Source organism: Nostoc sp. (assembly GCF_041747015.1).
GTDB lineage: Bacteria > Cyanobacteriota > Cyanobacteriia > Cyanobacteriales > Nostocaceae > Nostoc.
The window spans coordinates 1-17,266 of record NZ_JBGTFY010000005.1 but is presented as its reverse complement, the minus strand read 5'-3'; the positions used below and the strand labels follow the sequence as shown (position 1 = coordinate 17,266).

Genomic DNA, 17,266 nt, shown 5'->3' with positions numbered 1-17,266 from the left:
CAATTCAGATTTTACTATTATGGAAACTTTCGATCGCGCACTTCCACAGCATAATCTTGCACAGCTTTAGTAATTGTCTCTCGCAGATTCGTGTAAACCTTGGCAAAGGGTGGATGCTTCTCTGCAAGCCCGATTACATCTGAGGTAACTAAAACCTGTCCATCGCAGTGAATTCCTGCACCAATACCAATTGTCGGAATGCTCAGTTTTTGGGAAATCTGCATTGCCAAATCTGCGGGTATATGCTCTAACACTATCGAAAATACACCAGCTTGTTCTAAGGCGATCGCTTCATTGAAAATTCTCTCACTCGCTTCTTGTGTTTTCCCTTGTTGTCGCAAACCAAGTTGATGTACCGATTGCGGTGTTAAACCAACATGACCCATTACCGGAATTCCGGCTTCTACCAAACGAGCTACAGTTTCAGCGATCGCTGGATAGCCACCTTCCAATTTTACCGCTTGAGCGCCCGTTTCCTTCAGTACCCGCCCAGCTGAGTGCATCGCTTGCTGAAGACTTTCTTGATAGGTCAAAAATGGTAAATCTACGACTACTAATGCGCGTTTAACTCCTCGACGCACGGATTTAGCGTGGTAGATCATCTCATCTAGAGTTATCGGCAGCGTTGTTTCATACCCTAGAATTACTGCCATTGAGTCACCCACAAGAATTAAGTCTACACCAGCTGCATCGAGGAGTTGAGCGATCGCATAATCCCAGGCGGTCAACGCCACGATTGAACGTCCCTGTTGTTTCCATTGAATTAATTGCTGGGTAGTGATTGCCATTGCCAATTTTAGATTTTGGATTTTGGATTTTGGATTTTTGTCCTTTGTCGTTAGTCATTAGTCATTAGCTAAGGACAGAAGACAAAGGACAAATGACTAATCATTTAACAGCGCGACCAAAAGCAAGATGAGGTTTTGCACTGTCTGTTTTGGGCATTAACCAAGCTAGACCTTCACTAGTGCCTATCCATAATTTATTGCCGATATCAGGCGCAAGGGCAAGAACCCGACTAGAAGGAAGTCCGGCAACTTCTGGATCTAACACAGCTCCTGTATTTGGATTTAATCGTAACAAACCATTGTTAGTTCCAATCCAAACACTACCATCTTTGGCAAAACGTATTGCTGTTACGTTACGCCCACGCAGACGAGTCACAGACCGCAACACTGCACCAGTTTTCGGGTTAATAACTAGCAAATTATTCGGCATTCCCGCCCAAATTAAGCCTTCTGGACTGATAGCTAAAGCTTGTACAGTCGTCCCCGGCAAATCGACGATCCGCTTCATGATTGCGGCACTGGCAGTATTAACCCGCACTAATCCATCAAGGGTGCCGACCCACACATGACCTTGAGCATCTAAAGTCAGGGTGTTGGCACTGACACCAGGCAGATTTTTTAATGTTGTCATAATCAAGCCTTGGTCGGGACTAATTAGGGCTAAACCATTATCAGTTCCAACCCACAAATAACCCCGTTTGTCAAGTAACAGCGACAACACCCGTTTAGAAGGCAAAAATAAATTCTGCGCGGTGATTTCGTTAGTGCGGGGGTCAACTCGGATTAGTCCCTCATAACTTCCCACCCACAAACGTCCTACTTTGTCTTGGGCTAAAGCACCAATGGCAACATTCGGTAAGCTAACACGAGAAACAATCTTGCCGGTTTTTGGATCAATCCGCGATAGTCCTCGCCAAGAACCTACCCAGAGATTGCCTGTAACATCTCCCAGTAAATTGCCGACACGATAATCAGTTTCTGGCGAATGTTCTTGCACCCCCCGCTCATCTGGCAACGGATCTACTCGCGGTGGCGGTGCAGAAGGGGGATTGTCAGGGTTTTTTTGTGCTGTCACGGGATTTGCCACTGCCACAATTCCTAAACTTGGCAGAGCTATCAACCCCAGCAAAATTGAAGTAACTAATAAACAAGTACGTTTGCGAAATAATACCACAGTGACATTTCCTTTAGAAACAGTACCCATAGCCACTACCTAAACTGGCTTTGGGTTAATTTCAGTGTTCCCCTAGTTGGGATTTTTTAAACGTCACAGGCAATTTTTTTCAAATTCTATGAGCATTGGGCATTGGGGAAAGAATTTTTATAACTCCTAACTTCCCAAAAGCTTCTATACAGTTATTGATCACCATTTGTAAATCATTCTTAACAAAATGTTTAAAACTTTCTGTAATAACAAATATATATAGTTAAGTTAAAAAGTTTCAAAGAATAACTTATCAAATTCTTGATATATTGTGAAATAAGCTACAAATTACGTGGTGTGCAATTTTTTATCTTTCGCTCACATCTGTGCTAAACCTCCGCAGGAAAACTGCGACCCTCTGCCAAAAGCAACTCTCAATAAAAATTTGCTGATCTTCTCCCTACTGAAGGGGGAAAGTCGAGAGCGAGGGCAAGTTGCACAGTACGTAATTTGATAAGTAATAAAGATGACTTCTGGGAAGGATAAAATATGTCTTACGCTCAAACGAAGACTCAGAGCAAAACTGGGTATAAAGCCGGGGTTCAAGATTACAGACTGACTTATTACACACCCGATTACACACCCAAAGATACAGATATTTTAGCGGCATTCCGTGTTACACCTCAGCCCGGAGTTCCTCCCGAAGAAGCAGCTGCGGCTGTAGCGGCTGAGTCTTCCACTGGTACTTGGACAACTGTGTGGACAGACTTGCTCACCGACCTCGATCGCTACAAAGGTCGTTGCTACGACATCGAGCCGGTTCCTGGTGATGACAACCAATTCATCGCTTACATTGCCTATCCTTTGGATTTGTTTGAAGAAGGCTCTGTAACCAATATGTTAACCTCCATCGTGGGGAACGTATTTGGTTTCAAAGCCTTGCGCGCATTACGTTTGGAAGACTTGCGGATTCCTGTAGCTTACCTGAAGACCTTCCAAGGACCTCCTCACGGTATCCAAGTTGAACGTGACAAATTAAACAAATACGGTCGTCCTTTACTGGGTTGTACAATTAAGCCCAAATTAGGTCTTTCCGCTAAGAACTACGGACGCGCTGTATACGAGTGCTTACGTGGTGGTTTGGACTTCACCAAAGACGACGAGAACATTAACTCTGCTCCATTCCAAAGATGGCGCGATCGCTTCTTATTCGTATCGGAAGCGATTACCAAAGCTCAAGCTGAAACTGGTGAAATCAAAGGTCACTACCTAAACGTTACCGCCCCCACCTGTGAAGAAATGCTGAAACGGGCTGAGTTCGCTAAAGAACTCAAACAGCCCATCATCATGCACGACTACCTCACCGCAGGCTTCACCGCCAACACCACATTGGCTCGTTGGTGTCGTGACAACGGTATTCTGTTGCACATTCACCGCGCTATGCACGCCGTAATCGACCGTCAAAAGAACCACGGTATCCACTTCCGCGTATTGGCTAAAGCTCTGCGGATGTCTGGTGGTGATCACATCCACACCGGCACCGTAGTTGGTAAGTTGGAAGGTGAACGTGGGATCACAATGGGCTTCGTTGACTTGTTGCGTGAAAACTACGTAGAACAAGACAAGTCTCGCGGTATTTACTTTACCCAAGACTGGGCTTCTTTACCTGGTGTAATGGCAGTTGCTTCTGGTGGTATTCACATCTGGCATATGCCTGCACTCGTAGAAATCTTTGGTGATGACTCCGTGCTGCAATTCGGTGGTGGTACACTCGGACACCCTTGGGGTAATGCTCCTGGTGCTACAGCTAACCGCGTAGCTTTAGAAGCTTGCGTCCAAGCTCGTAACGAAGGCCGCAACTTGGCTCGTGAAGGTAACGACATTATCCGCGAAGCCGCTAAGTGGTCTCCTGAATTGGCCGTTGCTTGCGAACTGTGGAAAGAAATCAAGTTCGAGTTTGAAGCAATGGATACCGTCTGATCAAAAGTTAAAAGTTAGAAGTTAGGAGTTAAGAGTTAAATTAATTCATAACTCATAACTTATAACTCATAACTGTTAAGGGCTGGGGTCAAGCATGAATCTTAAGCAAATTGCGAAGGACACAGCCAAGACTCTCCAAAGTTACCTGACTTATCAGGCTTTAAGGACAGTACTGGCACAGCTAGGCGAAACGAATCCTCCATTGGCACTTTGGCTGCATAACTTTTCCGCTGACAAAATTCAGGATGGTGAATCATACATTGAGCAACTATTCCGAGCAAAGCCAGATTTGGCATTGCGAATCATAACTGTCAGAGAACATATTGCAGAGGAAGTTGCTGATTTTTTGCCGGAAATGGTTCGCACTGGTATTCAGCAAGCTAACATGGAGCAGCGTCGCCAGCATCTAGAACGCATTACACAAATAGATACATCAAACCTCAGTCTGCAACCAGAACAACAAGCAAGTTCAGATCCAAATAATGAACAGTGAACAGTTAACAGTGAATATTTTTTAACTGTTCACTGCTGACTGATAACTGATAACTAAAGTCAATCACAATCCATTATCAAAAGCTATGCAAACTTTACCAAAAGAGCGTCGTTACGAAACCCTTTCTTATCTGCCCCCCCTGTCTGATGCTCAAATTTCCAAGCAGATCCAGTACATTTTGAATCAAGGTTACATTCCAGCGATCGAGTTCAACGAAACTTCTGACCCTAAAGAATTCTATTGGACAATGTGGAAGTTGCCTTTGTTCGGTGCTAAATCGACTCAAGAAGTATTGAGCGAAGTTCAAGGATGCCGTTCTCAATTCAGCACCAGCTATATTCGGGTTGTGGGTTTTGACAACATCAAGCAATGCCAAATTCTCAGCTTTCTTGTTCACAAACCTAACAAATACTAGAGTTAGCAAGCTTTAAGTAATTGGTTTATCTCTAGGAGAGGGGAGTTATCTGCCTCTCCTATTTACTGGATTTGTTTTTAAACGTAAAGGAACGCAAAGGGGCGCTGAGTTATTCTCTGGGTTTTTTAAGAGAGTGGTGAATGGAATTAAGACATATACCGGAAGTAAGAATTTGTTTTATTGGTGATTCTTTTGTTAACGGCACTGGCGACCCAGAATGTCTTGGTTGGACAGGTAGAATATGTGTTAATGCTAATAAAAAAGGTTATGATATTACCTACTATAATTTAGGAATTAGGCGAGACACGAGTACTGATATAGCAAAGCGTTGGTTACAAGAAGTATCGCCTCGCTTACCTAAAGAATATGATGGCAGAGTTATATTTTCCTTCGGATTGAATGACACAACACTAGAAAATGGTAAAACTCGCGTAGATTTTGCAGATTCTATCAAAAATGCCCGTGAAATTTTAAGTGAAGCAAAATCCTTGTATCCTATTTTGATGGTTGGATTAGCACCGTATGCAGAACAAGAAGACCCTCAAAGAAGGCAGAGAAATACCGATTTATCTAAAGAGTTTGCTTTGATTTGTAATGGATTAAATGTACCTTATTTAAATGTTTTTCCGATATTAGAAAAATCAAATATCTGGATACAGCACTTCCGGCAGCTATGAGGTACATCCTCATAGCTGAAAGTGATGATAGGAGAGAGGCAGGGATAAAAACTGTATTGCATAATAGCCGGAAGTGCTGTAAATGAAGCAAAAGCTAATGATGGTGTTCATCCTAAAGCAAGCGGTTATTCAGAATTTGCCCAAATTGTAGAAAATTGGGACGCTTGGTTAAATTGGTTTCCTCTAACTTAATCGCTCATCCAAAGTTAAGATACTATTGCTTTTGATGGCGAACTTCGACAACGGTATGCACATTGCCGCGAGGTGTGAAATCTGCTTTAACCGTTACTTCTAAGGGGTCACAAGCAGCTACAAAATCATCTAAGATTTGATTGGCAGATTCTTCGTGGGAAATGTAGCGATCGCGGTAACTATTAATGTAAAGTTTGAGTGCCTTCAATTCTACTACTTTCTCATCAGGCACATAGGTAACATAAATTGTTGCAAAGTCAGGATAGCCTGAAAATGGACATTTACAGGTAAACTCTGGCAAAGTAATCTGAATATCATATCGCCTCCCCACACGCGGATTTGGAAAGGTAATTAATTTGCCTTCGGCAATTTCGCGTTCGCCATACTTTATTTCTTGGCTTGGCTGGGATACAGTTTCAGGTAAAAAATTACTCATAAGTGATTAAATAAGTTAAGAGGCAGAAGCTAGCAAGCAAATGAGTTTGTTTTATTCTTGAATTTTCAATTAGACCGCAACGACTCAATATTCTTCCTTTTCCCAATCTGGACAGTTATCATCTTCACAACCGTGGGGATGCATGGCGCAAACTAACAAGTTACCGCTGTAAACTTGACCGTGGTAGTTACTACAACCGATGCAGGCAGGATTTTTTTCGGCTGTGGGTTCAACTGAATAAGGAAAACCAGGATCTACATCTGCTATAACATCTTCTAGTTCCCAGTAGGCTTCCAACATCGGTTCAGCCAAGTCTTGCAAATATTGATCGACTTCAGTGACAATGTTATTGTGTACTTGCTCAGTGATTTCTTCCGTTAGCTCAAAAAAAGCGTCTGCCATTTCACTCATTTCTAGGAAGAAACGCTCCACTTCATCGGCTACTGTTTCTACAATTTCTATTAAATCTTTTTGCCAATGTTCCATAAACTTGACACCCTTACAGGCTATAAACAGGACACTTTGTGCTTATCTGGCTGGAAGCACTAGAGTACGCACTAGGCAATGTATCTTATCAAGTTTCTATCTAAAGTGCCACTTATTACTGATATTTTGATCAAACAATACTTTTTATTGATCGCGTTGCAATCGTTTTAACTCGTCTTGCAGGTTTAAAACTTCTTGGCGTAGTTTATCCACGTTCTGATCATTTGATGCTTCTTTCACCGTTGGTTCTTCATCTTCCTCTAGTATTTCTATGCGGCGAGGTTCAGAAGGGGGTGTTTTATTAAATATTTCATCAGATGTTGGAGGTTGTTGGGCTTGCTTCATCATGTCTTCGACGAAGCGGCGGGCTTCTTCTGTGTTCATTTCGCCCTTGGCCACCATTTCATCTGCTAGTTTTTGGACTTGCGATCGCACTTCCGCTAATTTTCCCCCTGCTTTCTCACCTGCGTAAGAGGCTAATCCAACACCGAGGTAAAAAGCCTTTTGAACAATATCTCCAAAACCAGCCATTGCTGACGAACACTCCTAAAAATAGGGCGACCCGGAGACTACGCCTACCACAAGCCTCCCGTGTTGCTGCTACCTTCCGGTTCTGACAAGGTTTAGGTGTTGCGATCGCATAGATCCAGGTCTTCTAGAAGTATAACATCAAAAGTCAGTAACTGTGTGTTATTCCATAACAATCCGCCATTCGTAAAGCTGATAGTTGACGCAGCCATGTTGCACCAATGGGTCACTAGCCACAATTGCTTCGGCTTCGGCTCTGGAAGCTGCCTCAAATAGCAGCATTCCGCCTCTTTGCTCCACCCAATAGCCGGTTCGCGCTTTGTGTCCTTTCGCAATCAACTCTTGAATGTAGGCTTTATGGGCGGGTACATATTGGTCAAAGGTAGGTTTATCGACTTTACCTTCTTCTATCTTTACAAACATGGGCATCTGCTTCTTAACTCCTTTTACAACAGACTTCTTGCCTAAGTTATTACAGTTTTGAGTAGGATTTGAGTAGCCATTTAATCATCGCCTTCGCTTGAAATTGTTTTATTTCTTGTGTAGCATTAGTGAGAAAGTAAATTTTGTACAAATTGTTGAAAAATTACATTAGTATTAATTATTTATTGTGAGGCATCATGACTAGCATCAGTGCAACAGAAGCTTGTGCAAATTTTCAAGACCTTATTAATCGTGCTGAGTATAGGGGTGAACGGATTGTAATTCAGCGTCATGGTAAAGCTGTTGTCGCAATTATCGGTCTTGATGATTTGAAATTGCTTGAAGCTGCGGAAGATGCTATGGACTCAGAGGCACTTCGTCGGGCAATTGAGGAAAATGATGGGTTTACTACTTTAGACGCAATTACCGAAAAGCGTGGAAATGAGTGAACGCTGACGTTTTTCGCGTTGGCAAGCGAAACGATGGTGAAGTATATAAAAATTTATAATTTGAGCTTGTACAATCAAACTCTCTACTCACTAATTTTAAACTAGCTCTGTTTTTCAAGGAATTTCTGAAGTTCTTTTACCTCAGTTTCTTGCTTGCTAACTAGCTTTTCCGTCTTCATCCACACCAAAGGCTATTTCATCTATTTGAATCTGTAAAACAGACGATCATTTAGTATCCAATTAGCGTTTTGTTATATATTTGTAATATTCTTTGGCTTTTGCCGTTCAATACTCAACAGTATCCTAAATCTCAAATGGAATGAGCCGTTTTTTTATCGCCCTCTTACCACCGCAAGACATTCAGGATTACGTCAACCAGATTAAGCAGCACTTTGCTGATAATTATGCCAGTCGCAACGCTCAAAATTCTCCGCCTCATATTACTCTGCAACCTCCCTTTGAATGGGTAGATGTGGACGTGCAAGCAATAGAAGGATTGTTGCAGGAGTTTGCTAATAAACAAAGAGCGATACCAATTACACTCAGTGGGTTTGATGCCTTCGCTCCTCGTGTAATTTACATTAATGTCGTCAGAAGTCAAGAGCTTTTGAGATTGCAAGCTGATTTAATGGCTGATGTAGAACGTAATTTAGGAATTATTGACGAAGTTTCTAAAACTCGCCCTTTTGCGCCCCATCTAACTGTTGCGTTTCGGGATTTAACTAAGGAGAACTTTAAAGCTGCTTGGACTGAATTTAAACAACGCCAGTTGCATTTTGAGTTTACTGGTGAGAAATTAACGCTGCTTATTCACGACGGTAGTCGCTGGAATGTCAAAGCGGAGTTTAACTTATTGAGTGCTGAGTGAAGAAGAAGTACTCACTACTAATGTATTTGGTATAAGCCCCGCCCTTTGTCAGCAGTCTTTTAACTTTTAGCCGGGGCACTGGGAACTCAGCACTATTGATATCAGGTTCAACGCCGAGCGATCGCACTGGTCACAATTGCGGGAAACTGAAAGCAGATATTATTAGGAAAGGAGAACCTAATGAGTTGGACTAAAGTTCTTGCAGTTGAAGCACTTGCCGCAGGTGCGCGAGAAGTGGTGAAAGTTGGCGACCGAAAAATTCTGCTTTTGAATCACGAAAGTCAGCTTTATGCTGTAGATAACACTTGCCCTCACATGAAATTGCCATTGAAAAGTGGGAAAATCACTCAAGATGGAGCAATTGTTTGTTCTTTCCATCACAGTGCTTTTGACCTGCGGACTGGTGAAGTCAAAGACTGGTGTTCCTGGCCGCCTGGTGTAGGTAAATTACTCTCGTTGGTTTCACAACCAAAGACTCTGCCAGTGTTTCCGATTCGTGTGGAAGAAGGAAGTATCTGGATTGATGTCTAAGAGGGATAAGTAGCCTCTTTCTCAACAATCAGTTATCAGAATATCAAGGCCATTGTATCAACTCGCAATGGCATAACATCCAATACAGTTCGGTTGACTTGTCTATTGAGCGAAGATCCCCTTAGTTGTATCAACCTGCACCTCAAGACTGCTCGGTTAAGAGTCGATCCCCCCAACCCCCCTTAAAAAGGGGGGCTAAAAATGCCTTATTTTTCCCCCTTTTTAAGGGGGACTAAGGGGGATCTCAAATGATTATGCACCTTAACCGAGCAGTATTGACCTGCACCTTAGTTGTATCGACCTGCACCTTAGTTGTATCAACTCGCATCTTTGTTGCATCGACTCACATCTTTGTTGCATAAACTCACGCCTTAGTTGCATAAACTCACGCCTTTGTTGCATCGACTCGCATCTTTGTTGCATCGACTCACATCTTAGTTGTATCGACTTGCAAAAATTAACTTACTCTAACGATGCGTGGGTAAGGGTTTAGCATTGCTAAACCCCTACGAAAAATCTATATGTATTAAGATTTTTGTGAATTGGTATTACATCTTGACAAGAAACACCAAATATACATAAAGGAAAAACCCCATCTTTTGTAGAGACACATTAGGCGCGCAAAGACTTGCGCCCATACTCATTGGTGTCAAATTGATATATAAGGGATAATTAAGAAAAGCCTAAAAAAACCTATCTTCGTTAATGTATATCACAATGAATTTGCACAGCGCGTAAGCCCTAATGAAAGCTACAATCAACTTCCTGCTTTAATAAAATTTTTTTACCTACTAAAACTAAGAAATTCTTTAGAGATTAAGCTATGGCAACCGAACAGTTAACCAGAGACAGCGACAATCTAGACTTAAATCAATTATTAAAAACGCTAAATGCTGTCAAGCAAGGTGACTTCTCGGCTCGGATGCCCATAGATCATACTGGTGTGGCGGGAAAAATAGCTGATACGCTCAATGATATTATTGATCAAAATGAGCGGATGGCGGCAGAACTACAGCGAATTAGTAATGTTGTCGGCAAAGAAGGCAAAATTGCCGATCGCGCCTCTCTTGGAGATGTTCGCGGTTCTTGGTCAGATTGTGTTAGCTCTGTCAATACTCTAATTACAGATTTAGTTCAGCCAACAGCAGAAACCACGCGGGTAATTCGGGCTGTCGCTAATGGAGACTTATCCCAAACGATCGCTACAGAAATCGACGGCAGACCTTTACAAGGTGAGTTTCTTCAAACTGCTAATATCGTCAACAAAATGGTTGATCGGCTTGGTTCCTTTGCCAGTGAAGTGACGCGGGTGGCGCGTGAGGTGGGAACTGAAGGTAAATTAGGCGTTCAAGCCCAAGTGCAAGATGTCGCCGGCACTTGGAAAGATTTGACTGATAACGTTAACTTGATGGCAGGTAATCTCACCGGACAAGTTCGCAACATTGCCGAAGTGGCAACTGCGATCGCTAATGGTGACTTGTCGAAGAAAATCACTGTTGATGTCAAAGGCGAAATTCTCGAACTTAAAAATACCGTCAACACGATGGTAGATCAGCTTAATTCCTTTGCTAGTGAAGTGACGCGGGTGGCGCGGGAGGTGGGAACTGAAGGTAAATTGGGCGTACAAGCAGAAGTTAAAGGTGTAGCCGGGACTTGGAAGGATCTTACAGACAACGTTAACTTGATGGCAGGGAATTTGACCGCCCAAGTCCGTAACATTGCGGAAGTGACAACGGCGGTAGCTAACGGCGACTTGTCGAAGAAAATTACTGTTGATGTCAAAGGCGAAATCTTAGAGTTGAAAAATACCGTCAACATCATGGTAGATCAACTTAATTCTTTTGCATCGGAAGTCACAAGAGTTGCCCGTGAGGTAGGTGCAGAAGGTAAATTAGGCGGTCAAGCAGATGTGCGGGGAGTAGCCGGAACGTGGAAAGACCTGACCGATAGTGTGAATTTCATGGCGGGAAGCTTGACGGGACAGGTGCGAAATATCGCAGAAGTGACAACGGCGGTAGCAAATGGCGATTTATCCAAGAAAATCACTGTCGATGTCAAAGGCGAGATTCTGGAGTTGAAAAATACGATCAACACGATGGTAGATCAACTTAATTCCTTTGCAAGTGAAGTTACAAGAGTGGCGCGGGAAGTCGGAACCGAAGGTAAACTTGGCGTACAAGCAGAAGTCCGGGGTGTAGCAGGGACTTGGAAGGATCTTACAGATAACGTTAACTTAATGGCGGGTAATCTTACCGGACAGGTGCGAAACATCGCCGAAGTTACCACAGCAGTAGCTAACGGCGACTTATCTAAGAAGATCACTGTTGATGTCAAAGGCGAAATTTTAGAGTTGAAAAACACCGTTAACATCATGGTGGATCAACTTAACTCCTTTGCAAGTGAAGTAACAAGAGTTGCACGGGAAGTAGGCGCTGAGGGAAAATTAGGTGGTCAAGCCGAAGTTAAAGGCGTGGCTGGAACTTGGAAAGATTTAACTGATAGTGTAAACTTCATGGCGGGAAGTTTGACGGGACAGGTGCGGAATATCGCAGAAGTGACAACGGCGGTAGCAAATGGCGACTTATCCAAAAAAATCACAGTTGATGTTAAGGGCGAAATTCAGGAACTCAAGAACACTATTAATACAATGGTGGATCAGCTGAATTCTTTTGCATCAGAAGTCACAAGGGTTGCCCGTGAAGTGGGAAGTGAGGGCAGATTAGGTGTACAAGCTGAAGTGCGCGGCGTGGCTGGTACTTGGAAAGATTTGACTGATAGTGTGAATTTCATGGCGGGAAGCTTGACGGCACAGGTGCGAAACATCGCCGAAGTCACCACAGCAGTTGCAACAGGCGACTTATCTAAAAAAATCACCGTTGATGTCAAAGGTGAAATACTGGAGTTGAAGAACACGATCAACACGATGGTAGATCAACTCAGTTCCTTTGCATCGGAAGTGACGCGGGTAGCGCGGGAGGTGGGAACTGAAGGTAAATTGGGTGTGCAAGCAGATGTCAAAGATGTGGCTGGGACTTGGAAAGATTTAACTGACAGCGTAAACTTCATGGCGGGAAGCTTGACGGCGCAGGTACGGAATATTGCCGAAGTTACAACTGCGATCGCTAATGGTGACTTATCTAAGAAAATTACTGTTGGTGTCAAAGGCGAAATTTTAGAACTCAAGAATACCATCAATATAATGGTGGATCAACTCAACTCCTTTGCGAGTGAAGTAACGCGGGTGGCGCGGGAAGTAGGAAGCGAGGGCAAACTCGGTGTACAAGCAGATGTGCGCGGCGTAGCTGGCACTTGGAAAGACTTGACCGACAGCGTAAACTTCATGGCGGGAAGTTTAACGGCACAGGTGCGAAACATCGCCGCCGTCACCACCGCCGTAGCGAATGGCGACTTATCTAAAAAAATCTCCGTTGATGTCAAAGGTGAAATCTTAGAGTTGAAAAACACCGTCAACACGATGGTAGATCAACTAAATTCCTTTGCAAGTGAAGTGACGCGAGTGGCGCGGGAGGTGGGAACTGAGGGTAAACTTGGCGTACAGGCGGAAGTTAAAGGTGTTGCCGGCACTTGGAAGGATCTCACCGATAGCGTAAACTTCATGGCGGGAAGTTTGACGGCACAGGTGCGGAACATTGCGGAAGTGACAACGGCGGTAGCTAATGGCGACCTCTCGAAGAAAATCACTGTTGATGTGAAAGGTGAAATTCAGGAACTCAAAAACACCATTAACACAATGGTGGATCAACTGAATTCCTTTGCATCAGAAGTTACAAGGGTGGCGCGAGAAGTAGGAACGGAAGGTAAACTTGGCGTGCAAGCTTACGTTAGAGGCGTGGCTGGAACCTGGAAAGATTTGACAGACAACGTTAACTCAATGGCAGGGAACCTCACCGGACAAGTTCGCAACATCGCCGAAGTTACCAAGGCGGTAGCTAATGGCGACTTATCGAAGAAAATTACTGTCGATGCCAGAGGTGAAATTTTAGACTTGAAGAATACAACCAATACGATGGTTGATCAACTCAGTTCTTTTGCAAGTGAAGTAACGCGGGTGGCGCGAGAAGTGGGAACTGAAGGGAAGCTGGGCGGACAAGCGCAAGTGCAAGGTGTTGCGGGGACTTGGAAAGATTTGACGGACAACGTTAACTCAATGGCGGGGAACCTCACAGCCCAAGTGCGCGGGATTGCCAGAGTTGTGACGGCGGTTGCTAACGGCGACTTAAAACGAAAACTGATGTTAGATGCCAAGGGAGAAATTGAAACCTTGGCAGAGACAATCAACGAGATGATTGATACCCTAGCAACCTTTGCCAATCAAGTAACCACAGTGGCGCGAGAGGTGGGAATTGAAGGAAAGTTAGGCGGACAAGCTAGTGTACCTGGGGCGGCTGGAACTTGGAAAGATTTGACAGATAACGTTAACGAACTTGCTGCTACACTTACTACCCAGTTGCGAGCGATCGCTGAAGTTGCTACAGCTGTAACTAAGGGTGACTTAACTCGTTCAATTGCCGTCGAAGCACTAGGGGAAGTAGCCATCCTCAAAGACAACATCAACCAGATGATTGCCAATCTGCGGGAGACAACGCAGAAAAACACTGAGCAAGATTGGTTGAAAACTAACCTAGCTAAGTTTACCAGAATGCTCCAAGGGCAGCGAGACTTAGAAACTGTATCTAAACTAATTCTCTCAGAATTGGCACCCTTGGTAGGAGCGCAACATGGTGTATTCTTCCTGATGGACTTTCTGGAAAATACGCCGTATTTGAAACTAATTAGTAGCTACGCTTACCGCGAACGCAGACATTTAGCTAACCGCTTCAACTTGGGTGAAGGTTTGGTGGGACAATGCGCTTTAGAAAAAGAGCGAATACTGTTGACGGAAGTGCCAAGTGATTATATCAGAATTAGCTCTGGTTTAGGAGAAGCAAGTCCCCTCAATGCCGTGGTGTTACCTGTACTCTTTGAAGGACAAGTGACAGCAGTGATTGAATTAGCATCCTTCCGCCGTTTTAGCGAAATTCATCTGACATTTTTCGACCAACTTACCGAAAGTATAGCGATCGTCCTCAACACCATCGCCGCATCTATGCGAACTGAAGAATTGCTTAAACAGTCGCAATCTTTAGCTGAAGAACTCCAAACCCAGCAAAGCGAACTTAGGGAAACCAACCAGCGCTTAGAACAACAAGCTCAATCACTCAAAACCTCTGAAGATTTACTCAAAGGACAGCAAGAGGAACTGCAACAAACCAACGCCGAATTAGAAGAAAAGGCAGAGTTGATGGCGATGCAGAAGAAAGAAGTCGAGCGCAAAAATAGCGAAATTGAACAAGCAAGACTGTCTTTAGAAGATCGCGCCGAACAACTCGCCCTTTCCTCAAAATACAAATCAGAGTTTCTCGCTAATATGTCCCATGAACTGCGGACACCGTTAAACAGCTTGTTGATTTTGGCGAAGTTGTTGACTGATAACGTTGATAGTAACCTCACTGCCAAGCAAGTTGAATACAGCCAGACAATTTACTCAGCCGGTACTGATTTGTTGACGTTAATCAATGACATTCTGGATCTCGCCAAAATTGAATCTGGTACGATGTCGATTGATATGACTCAAATATCATTGACAGAATTGGGCGAACAGACTGAGCGCAACTTCCAACAAATCGCTCAGAACAAAGGACTTGCCTTTACAATCGAATTTATTCCCGAATTGCCAATTACTATCTATACAGATGTCAAACGCTTACAACAGGTGTTAAAAAATCTCCTCTCCAACGCTTTTAAGTTTACACAGCAAGGGGAAGTGCGCTTGCAGATTGCGGTGGCAAAGCAAGGATGGAGCAACGACCAAGAAACTTTAAATCGCGCCCAACTGGTGATTGCCTTCTCAGTCACCGATACAGGCATCGGCATTGCTCATAACAAGCAGAAAGTGATTTTTGAGGCGTTTCAGCAAGCCGATGGCTCTACGAGTCGGAGATACGGCGGCACCGGATTGGGCTTATCAATTAGCCGCGAAATCGCCTACCTCTTTGGTGGAGAAATTAAACTAATCAGTCAACCCGGTATAGGTAGCACCTTTACATTCTACTTACCACAATTTAGTGCTGAGTCTAGATTGACACTACCCAGCACTGCTCACTCAGCACTCCCCACTCAGCACTCCCCACTCAGCACTCAGCACTCAGCACTCAGCACTCCCCACTCCCCACTCATTAGTGACGATCGCACTACTATTGAAAAAGGCGATCGCGTGTTGCTGATTGTCGAGGATGACCTTAACTTTGTGCGTATCCTCATCGAGATGGCGCAACAGCAAGGATTCAAGGTGATAACTGCCCAAAACGGCAGTACAGGTTTGGCACTGGCGCAGCGATTTCTGCCTTCAGCCATCTTGTTAGATATCAGGTTGCCAGAGATGGATGGTTGGACGGTGTTAGATCGCCTGAAGCATAACTCAACTACCCGTCACATTCCCGTACATATCATGACCGTTGAGGAAGGGAAGCAGCGCAGTTTGCAACTAGGAGCGATCGCATATCTGCAAAAGCCCCTAACTAGCGAGACAATATCTGAGGCGTTAACTAAAATTAGAGGTTTTGTTGAGCGCCAAGTGAAAAATCTGCTGGTAGTCGAAGATGACGACACTCAACGGCTGAGTATTGTGGAGTTGATTGGCAACAGTGATGTTTCTACCACTGCTGTTGCTACGGGTGCAGCAGCCCTAGAAGCCATCCGCTCACAGCATTTTGATTGCCTCGTCCTCGATTTAGGGCTACCAGATATGACTGGGTTTGAACTAATCGAGCAGATAAAGCTTCTACCTAACGGTAAAACCTTACCAATTATTGTTTACACTGGTAGAGAAATTAGCAAAGTTCAAGAAACAGAACTGAGGCGGATTGCAGAGACAATCATCATTAAAGATGTGCGATCGCCTGAACGTCTCCTCGATGAAACAGCATTATTCTTACACCGAGTCCAGGCAAATTTACCAGCACCCAAGCGACAACTGCTTGAACAACTGCATTCACAAGATTATTTACTCGTCGGCAAAAAAGCCTTAATCGTAGACGACGATATGCGTAATATCTTCGCGCTGACAAGTATGCTGGAGCGTTATCAAATACAGGTTTCATACGCTGAAAATGGCAGAGAAGCGATCGCTATATTAGAAGCCACACCAGATGTTGATGTCATCTTGATGGACATAATGATGCCAGAAATGGACGGTTACGACACAACGCGCCTAATCCGCCAAAACGAGCAATTTAAATCCTTGCCGATTATTGCACTTACCGCTAAAGCCATGCAAGGCGATCGGGAGAAATGTATTGAAGCCGGCGCATCAGACTACATCACCAAACCCGTAGATACCGAACAATTGCTTTCACTCTTGCGCGTTTGGCTATACCGTTAATGTTGATACTACTGTAACCAAAGTCTGTAGAGACGTGTTAGCAAAGCGGCTCAACAGCGTATTTTCTTCTAATTCTTCTATCAACGCCTTCATCCCCTCCATCCTTCCTTTGACACAGGAAGAGAGTCTTTTCCCAATCCGATTCCGGTACTTCTGTTCTATAGATGTGGCTGATGAGGCTGATTTTCTTCATGCCCTCTAATCTACCATCTCTCTATACTTATTTTTCCTGGTAGCCTAATTTCCCCCATGAACGGTTACTGCAAAAACGTCCTTTATTTAGGGCTTGCTGAACAAAAGTGAAACATAGTCTAGGTAAGGGTTTTGAGCATTTTTTCACCAAGCAAGTGCAAGACTATAGCATCCAGAGGTTCAAAAACCTTGCACTTTCGTCGGCGAGCGCCGGGCAAATTGG

The 17,266-nt window shown here is 43.9% G+C and carries 13 protein-coding genes, 1 other RNA gene and 1 pseudogene; 8 read left to right on the top strand and 7 right to left on the bottom strand.

Translation table 11 applies throughout. The features are described from left to right. Positions 1-17: 17 nt before the first annotated feature. Positions 18-788, bottom strand: coding sequence for a 3-methyl-2-oxobutanoate hydroxymethyltransferase (gene panB, locus ACEW80_RS00390; protein ID WP_373524695.1), 771 nt, complete (start codon positions 786-788; stop codon positions 18-20). Positions 789-888: 100 nt separating this feature from the next. Next, entirely contained in the window at positions 889-1,992 is a 1,104-nt protein-coding gene (locus tag ACEW80_RS00385; protein ID WP_373524694.1) for a two-component regulator propeller domain-containing protein, read from the bottom strand. A gap of 489 nt (positions 1,993-2,481) precedes the next feature. Here ACEW80_RS00385 and ACEW80_RS00380 point away from each other — a divergent pair, with 489 nt between their 5' ends. The 4 genes and pseudogenes from ACEW80_RS00380 (at position 2,482) to ACEW80_RS00365 (ending at position 5,689) form a co-directional block, all read left to right on the top strand. Then, a complete protein-coding gene (locus ACEW80_RS00380) occupies positions 2,482-3,912 on the top strand; it encodes a form I ribulose bisphosphate carboxylase large subunit (protein ID WP_373524693.1) in 1,431 nt (476 codons plus the stop codon). Between the two features lie 94 nt (positions 3,913-4,006). Next, positions 4,007-4,405 carry a chaperonin family protein RbcX gene (locus ACEW80_RS00375; protein WP_373524692.1) on the top strand — a complete coding sequence of 133 codons (399 nt, stop codon included), beginning with the start codon at positions 4,007-4,009 and terminating at the stop codon, positions 4,403-4,405. A gap of 85 nt (positions 4,406-4,490) precedes the next feature. Continuing rightward, complete coding sequence (locus ACEW80_RS00370) at positions 4,491-4,820, top strand: ribulose bisphosphate carboxylase small subunit (protein ID WP_373524691.1); 330 nt, start codon at positions 4,491-4,493, stop codon at positions 4,818-4,820. 140 nt (positions 4,821-4,960) lie between these two features. Then, positions 4,961-5,689, top strand: a pseudogene (locus tag ACEW80_RS00365) (GDSL-type esterase/lipase family protein). Between the two features lie 22 nt (positions 5,690-5,711). On the opposite strand, the gene queF reads toward ACEW80_RS00365, so the two are convergent. From queF to ACEW80_RS00340, 5 genes are all read right to left on the bottom strand, one after another. Continuing rightward, the gene (gene queF / locus ACEW80_RS00360; RefSeq protein WP_373524690.1) at positions 5,712-6,125 is read right to left on the bottom strand and encodes a preQ(1) synthase; all 414 of its coding nucleotides are present in this window, start codon (positions 6,123-6,125) and stop codon (positions 5,712-5,714) included. Positions 6,126-6,209: 84 nt separating this feature from the next. Next, on the bottom strand, positions 6,210-6,611 hold the full coding sequence (locus tag ACEW80_RS00355; protein WP_373524689.1) for a hypothetical protein: 402 nt from the start codon (positions 6,609-6,611) through the stop codon (positions 6,210-6,212). 144 nt (positions 6,612-6,755) lie between these two features. Next, positions 6,756-7,142, bottom strand: coding sequence for a phasin family protein (locus tag ACEW80_RS00350; RefSeq protein ID WP_373524688.1), 387 nt, complete (start codon positions 7,140-7,142; stop codon positions 6,756-6,758). Between the two features lie 25 nt (positions 7,143-7,167). Beyond that, an RNA gene (ffs, locus tag ACEW80_RS00345) (signal recognition particle sRNA small type) lies at positions 7,168-7,264 on the bottom strand. A 37-nt stretch (positions 7,265-7,301) separates the two neighbouring features. Further along, a complete protein-coding gene (locus ACEW80_RS00340) occupies positions 7,302-7,568 on the bottom strand; it encodes a YciI family protein (RefSeq protein WP_373524687.1) in 267 nt (88 codons plus the stop codon). Between the two features lie 191 nt (positions 7,569-7,759). On the opposite strand from ACEW80_RS00340, the gene ACEW80_RS00335 reads away from it, so the two are divergent. From ACEW80_RS00335 to ACEW80_RS00320, 4 genes are all read left to right on the top strand, one after another. Beyond that, the gene (locus ACEW80_RS00335) at positions 7,760-8,011 is read left to right on the top strand and encodes a type II toxin-antitoxin system Phd/YefM family antitoxin (protein ID WP_373524686.1); all 252 of its coding nucleotides are present in this window, start codon (positions 7,760-7,762) and stop codon (positions 8,009-8,011) included. Between the two features lie 319 nt (positions 8,012-8,330). After that, positions 8,331-8,879 (top strand): 2'-5' RNA ligase family protein, encoded by a 549-nt coding sequence (locus ACEW80_RS00330; RefSeq protein WP_373524685.1) that lies wholly within the window; start codon positions 8,331-8,333, stop codon positions 8,877-8,879. A gap of 180 nt (positions 8,880-9,059) precedes the next feature. Next, entirely contained in the window at positions 9,060-9,410 is a 351-nt protein-coding gene (locus ACEW80_RS00325) for a Rieske (2Fe-2S) protein (RefSeq protein ID WP_373524684.1), read from the top strand. An 823-nt stretch (positions 9,411-10,233) separates the two neighbouring features. Continuing rightward, positions 10,234-16,851: a HAMP domain-containing protein gene (locus ACEW80_RS00320; RefSeq protein ID WP_373524683.1), complete on the top strand. Its 6,618-nt coding sequence runs from the start codon at positions 10,234-10,236 to the stop codon at positions 16,849-16,851. Positions 16,852-17,266 lie beyond the last annotated feature (415 nt).

Excerpts from the sequence above, each read along its gene's own strand:
- panB (WP_373524695.1), bottom strand. The coding sequence starts at position 788 with ATGGCAATCACTACCCAGCAATTAATTCAATGGAAACAACAGGGACGT.
- ACEW80_RS00385 (WP_373524694.1), bottom strand. The coding sequence starts at position 1,992 with ATGGGTACTGTTTCTAAAGGAAATGTCACTGTGGTATTATTTCGCAAA.
- ACEW80_RS00380 (WP_373524693.1), top strand. The coding sequence starts at position 2,482 with ATGTCTTACGCTCAAACGAAGACTCAGAGCAAAACTGGGTATAAAGCC.
- ACEW80_RS00375 (WP_373524692.1), top strand. The coding sequence starts at position 4,007 with ATGAATCTTAAGCAAATTGCGAAGGACACAGCCAAGACTCTCCAAAGT.
- ACEW80_RS00370 (WP_373524691.1), top strand. The coding sequence starts at position 4,491 with ATGCAAACTTTACCAAAAGAGCGTCGTTACGAAACCCTTTCTTATCTG.
- queF (WP_373524690.1), bottom strand. The coding sequence starts at position 6,125 with ATGAGTAATTTTTTACCTGAAACTGTATCCCAGCCAAGCCAAGAAATA.
- ACEW80_RS00355 (WP_373524689.1), bottom strand. The coding sequence starts at position 6,611 with ATGGAACATTGGCAAAAAGATTTAATAGAAATTGTAGAAACAGTAGCC.
- ACEW80_RS00350 (WP_373524688.1), bottom strand. The coding sequence starts at position 7,142 with ATGGCTGGTTTTGGAGATATTGTTCAAAAGGCTTTTTACCTCGGTGTT.
- ACEW80_RS00340 (WP_373524687.1), bottom strand. The coding sequence starts at position 7,568 with ATGCCCATGTTTGTAAAGATAGAAGAAGGTAAAGTCGATAAACCTACC.
- ACEW80_RS00335 (WP_373524686.1), top strand. The coding sequence starts at position 7,760 with ATGACTAGCATCAGTGCAACAGAAGCTTGTGCAAATTTTCAAGACCTT.
- ACEW80_RS00330 (WP_373524685.1), top strand. The coding sequence starts at position 8,331 with ATGAGCCGTTTTTTTATCGCCCTCTTACCACCGCAAGACATTCAGGAT.
- ACEW80_RS00325 (WP_373524684.1), top strand. The coding sequence starts at position 9,060 with ATGAGTTGGACTAAAGTTCTTGCAGTTGAAGCACTTGCCGCAGGTGCG.
- ACEW80_RS00320 (WP_373524683.1), top strand. The coding sequence starts at position 10,234 with ATGGCAACCGAACAGTTAACCAGAGACAGCGACAATCTAGACTTAAAT.